The sequence below is a fragment of the Kaarinaea lacus genome, from assembly GCF_975902315.1.
The window spans coordinates 1-4,734 of the sequence record NZ_CDLKIE010000297.1; the positions used below are offsets into that span (position 1 = coordinate 1).

Here is a 4,734-nt window from a genome sequence, read left to right on the forward strand (position 1 = left end):
CAATGAGCCATTCACTCGTTGCGCGATATGCCCTACACTTCTGGGTGGTTGATCCGGCCACTGCTGACTCCCCCAATCGATCAATGCCGATTTTACCTGCTGTGGATCATTACTATCACACGCGTTTTTTATGTTCCTGAGGGATGTTTTCTCGTTGATGTTATGTTGCTGATCAGTGTTCACTGATGCAGTATGCTGATTGCGAGTGCGCGAAGCAAAAAACCAGCCAATCAATGTTAGCAACCACAGGACAAACAATGCCACACTCACGCCAAACCAGAGCTGAGATGACAGCGCGCCGGTTTTATCATTGGCATTCTGTGATTGGGACAATTGGCCAGTATCCGTCCGTTCCCCAACAACACCTTCACCCTTTTCGATCTGACCGGTCAGTTGTTGCTCCTGCGCTGGAGGACTGACTACCCGGATAACACGCCCTGGTAATTTAGCCCTTTCCAGTTTATTCGTTTCGGTATTCCACCAGGCGATTTCAATCGCCGGTAGTTTTAATTCACCCGCTTTGGTAGGTATATAGGCAATTTTCTCCTGGCGCTTACCAACAAACCCATCATCCTTGATTGCATTATCCAGTACCGGTTGATCAGCATACTGTTTAAGTCCTTTTTTCGAAGCAATGTTACTTAACTCAGGCAACTGCGCCGACAATAAACCGGATGCTGTCAGCGTCAATGTCCGGGTTACGGGTTCACCCACTTTTATTTCATCGACAGCGTCAGACCATTTTTCTGTAAGTTCCAATGCACGCGCCGGCAGCCAGTAGCCAGTCGTTGCGTTTTTTGCCTGTTGCGGGATCGCCTGTACAGTAATTTTCACTGGATCAGATTCTACGCGCTTGGTACGCAATACGCGGGGCAAATCGATGTACTGGGCTTCAAGTACTGCCGGCTCAATCACCAGCGCGCCAACATTTTGGGGGAATATGGCAAATTGTTTTTCAAAGACTCTATAGCGGCGACCGTCAATAATCTTTTCATAGGTTTTATTCTCGGAAAGCTTCTCAACGACCGCATCACCATCACTGATTTCCAGCTCACTCAAACTGGCGTTCCGCAACTGTACGGCATGATAAATTCGCAAGGTGTAAACCAGTTGTGATTGCACATAGACCTTATCTTTATCCACGATTGCCTCAACATAGACCAGATCATCCGCTATACCACTACTGCCAGCTGTAGCAGGAACAACGTTTATGGTGAGCGCATTTGATCGATCATTTCCGAAAGCAATTGCGGGGATGCTTAACTTTCCGGAACGCTTTGGCATCAGCATTAATTGCCAGGTCATTTGCCGGCTAACGCGTCCATTAATAATGGATATATTGCTACTCTGGCTTCGATTCAGGATTCGATAATCTTTTTCCAGGGGAGAAAAATCCGGGTCGTCATCGACATCGGTATCGGAAGAAAACGTCAAATTGATCGACTCGTTTTCCTGTACTGTGCTGCGATCAATACTGGCCTCAATGCTTGCGGCAACACTTAGCGAACTCATCATAAACATCAATGAGAGTATTGCCACAAACATCGCCATATATTTAACTGGTTTTACCATGGTCTGGTTTCACCCTGCGCTTTGCGTGGATCTATTTGAGACTGGTAACGAAACTTGCGCCTCATTAATCCACCAGGATCATCAGGAATGCGCCTGAGCCATTGCTCGGTTCTTCGCATGGTTTCCGGGTCCTCGTTGAGTTCATTGTCTTTTTGTGCCATGTGGGCAGCACTGTCGTCAGGCTGGTTTTCTTTATCTTGATGTCGATCTTCATGTTGGCCTTGTTGTTTTTCTTCTCCCTGTTCTTGCTGCTGTTCTTGTTGCTGTTGCGCCTGTTGCTGCGCCTCATCCTGCTCTGACTGCTTGCTATCGGCCTGTTGCTGTTGCTCGCTTTGTTGATTTTCCTGTTGCGATGACTGTTGCTGATTTTGTTGCTGACTGTCGCTGTCTGCCTGTTGGCTGTCCGACTGTTGCTCCTGCGCCGACTGGCTGTTCTCCTGGGACGAACTGTTTTGCTGATCGTTTTCGCCATTCTGCGATTGATCGCTGTCTTGCTGTTGCTGCTGTTGTTGTTGCTGTTGTTGCTGTTGTTCCAGATATTTTTGCAATAAATCGCGATTGTACCTGGCGTCTTCATGGTCGGGATTCAGCTTCAACGCTTCATCATAAGCGCTAATCGCCTGCTGCAGGTCACCGGCTTTCGCCAACGCATTCCCTCGATTGTACAACGCATCAGGTTTCTCAATGCCATCCAGGGACTCAATTGCTTTTTGGTAATCGCCCGCCTTGTAGCTGGCGGCCGCTTTCCACTCCGGATCAGCAAACATTTCAGCAGCTGATTGAGAATCCCCCTGTTCCAGTACTTTTGCCGCTTGCTGATTCCTGTTCTGCCATAACGAGCTCCACTCAAACGCATAGCCTGGCTGGGGTAGCGGTAACAATACAATAAGAACGACAGCCAGGTATCCGCGGCGAAATATTAAGGCCACAAAGGGCAGTAATAGTAGCAATAGCCAAGGACCTTCTTCACGCCATTGATCAGACTCCAGCTTTAAGGTGTCATCTTTAGCACTTAAATCATCATCGAGCCGCGAAGGCGATATTACTTGCAATAGACTGTTAATATCATTGTCATTAGCCGATATCTGACGGAACATGCCATTTCCGGTACGGGCGATTTCTCTTAGCTGTTGTTCATCAAGCCGGGCCAACACAATAGAACCATTTTGATCCTTTACAAAACCACCACCACGATCGGCAATGGGTGCACCTTCTTCGGTGCCAATTCCCAACACAGACAGACTGTAACCTGCCGTAGTCAACTTGCTCACAGCACTGTTCATTCCTGGTGAATCAAGGCCATCAGTTACCATCAGTACATGCCCATTAACAATTGAAGCCTGCCTGAATAACTCAAGCGCTTTTTGTACCGCTTTCTCCGGGTAACTGCCCTGGTAAGGGACCAGGTCAGTGCTAAGATCTTTTACCAGCGTGGCGACTGTTTTATTATCTTCGGTCAAAGGTGTCACCACAAAAGGTTCGGCAGCATACACAATCAGTGCAGTTTGCCCTTCCTGACGCCGATCCAGTATATCCAGTATTTTATGCCTGGCGCGCGCCAGCCGACTGGGCTTGATATCCGTTACATCCATCGATCGTGATAAATCCAGTACGATCACCAAAGCCGCCTGGGAACGGAATACAGGTTGGGGCAACTTGTTCCATGCAGGCCCCGCCAGGGCGAGAACCAACAACAGGCCACACAAAAGTAATGCCATCAAGCGCCAGGGAGAAGCAGCTTGCTGTTGCCCGATAAGTATAAACGGCAATAAACGATCATCGCATACCCTGCTCCAGTTACCGGCTTTCAAACGGCGCTGCGCATAGATCCAGATAACAAGCACCAATGGAATAATGGCGAACAACCAGAGCGGTCTCAGAAAATGAAAATTTGCCAATGCTTCCCACATACTGAATTAGCGCCTCAATGAAATCAGTAAAATTATCGCCACGCCCAATACCAGGGAAATAGATAACGGCCAGGCATAGAGCGACGTTTTGGGTCGAAAACTTTTTGATTCTCTCGCGATGGGTTCCAGCTCGTCGAGCAACCGATATATTTTCTCCAGCTCTCTGGTATCACGCGCACGAAAATATTTACCACCGGTTTTGTCTGCTATGGCTGTCAGGGTATCTTCATCCAGATCTGCCGAAGGATTAATACGACGCGCGCCGAACAATGACGGCACAATCATCTTATCGGCCCCAATACCAATGGTATATATCTTTAATCCTTCCTGCGCAGCAAACTCGGCCGCTTTCACCGGCTCAACTTCACCGGCGGTATTAGCCCCATCGGTTAATAATATCAGGATAGGTTTGATTTGCTGGTCTTGCTGATTTGCCCTGTCCGTTGTTTTCATTTCACGAAACCGTTTCACCGCCAGACCAATAGCATCACCAATCGCAGTTTCTTTTCCGGCCAATCCAATAGCCGATTCATACAACAGGGTCTTAACCGTTTCCCGGTCAAACGTTAAGGGCGTCTGGATGTATGCCTGGCGGCCAAATAATATCAAGCCCAACCGGTCACCAATGCGGCGTTCGATAAACTCGCCCGCTACCGCCTTGGTCGCGGTAAGACGATCGACACGCTGATTGCCGCTCAGGACAAAGTCTTCCATTTCCATACTGCCGGATAAATCCACCGCGAGCATGATATCTCTACCACTCACTGGCAACTCAATAGGTTCGCCTAACCATTGCGGCCTGGATGTCGCCGCGACCAGGCATGCCCATGCCAGGAATCCTAACCAAAGCAACAGGCGGTTTTTTTTGAGCGCCAGTCCACCGCTGGTCGCCTGTTTAAAATCTTCAACAAATGGAACACGTAATACCGACTCATCCACTGATTTAGCCGTTGGCAATAAATAACGATACAACCAGGGCAAAGGCAGAAACAATAACGCCCACATCCATTCTATCGTCAACATCATCGCACCCCCGCTACTAAGAATGGATTCGTCTGCCGCGTCACAATTTGAATCCATTCCCGGCACAGCGATAACAACTGTTGAATATCCTGTTGATTCAGCGACAGCTGTTTTTGATAAGGCCCGGTAATCAGGCTTTGACCAATAGGACTATTAAATTGAACGGGCTGCTGCCGGGATGACGACTGCGATACCGCTTCATCCAGAAACTGCAACCAGTCTTTTCCGG

Annotated in this window: 4 protein-coding genes; all 4 read right to left on the reverse strand. The window is 48.5% G+C overall.

Annotated elements, in window-relative coordinates:
- The coding region (locus ACWVCM_RS09345; RefSeq protein ID WP_455201473.1) for a BatD family protein at nucleotides 1-1,572 on the reverse strand (1,572 nt) is incomplete at its 3' end.
- Nucleotides 1,566-3,482 carry a VWA domain-containing protein gene (locus ACWVCM_RS09350; RefSeq protein WP_455201474.1) on the reverse strand — a complete coding sequence of 639 codons (1,917 nt, stop codon included), beginning with the start codon at nucleotides 3,480-3,482 and terminating at the stop codon, nucleotides 1,566-1,568. The genes ACWVCM_RS09345 and ACWVCM_RS09350, both read right to left, overlap by 7 nt.
- A 6-nt stretch (nucleotides 3,483-3,488) precedes the next feature.
- On the reverse strand, nucleotides 3,489-4,562 hold the full coding sequence (locus tag ACWVCM_RS09355; protein WP_455201475.1) for a vWA domain-containing protein: 1,074 nt from the start codon (nucleotides 4,560-4,562) through the stop codon (nucleotides 3,489-3,491).
- The coding region (locus ACWVCM_RS09360) for a DUF4381 family protein (RefSeq protein WP_455201476.1) at nucleotides 4,505-4,734 on the reverse strand (230 nt) is incomplete at its 5' end. The genes ACWVCM_RS09355 and ACWVCM_RS09360, both read right to left, overlap by 58 nt.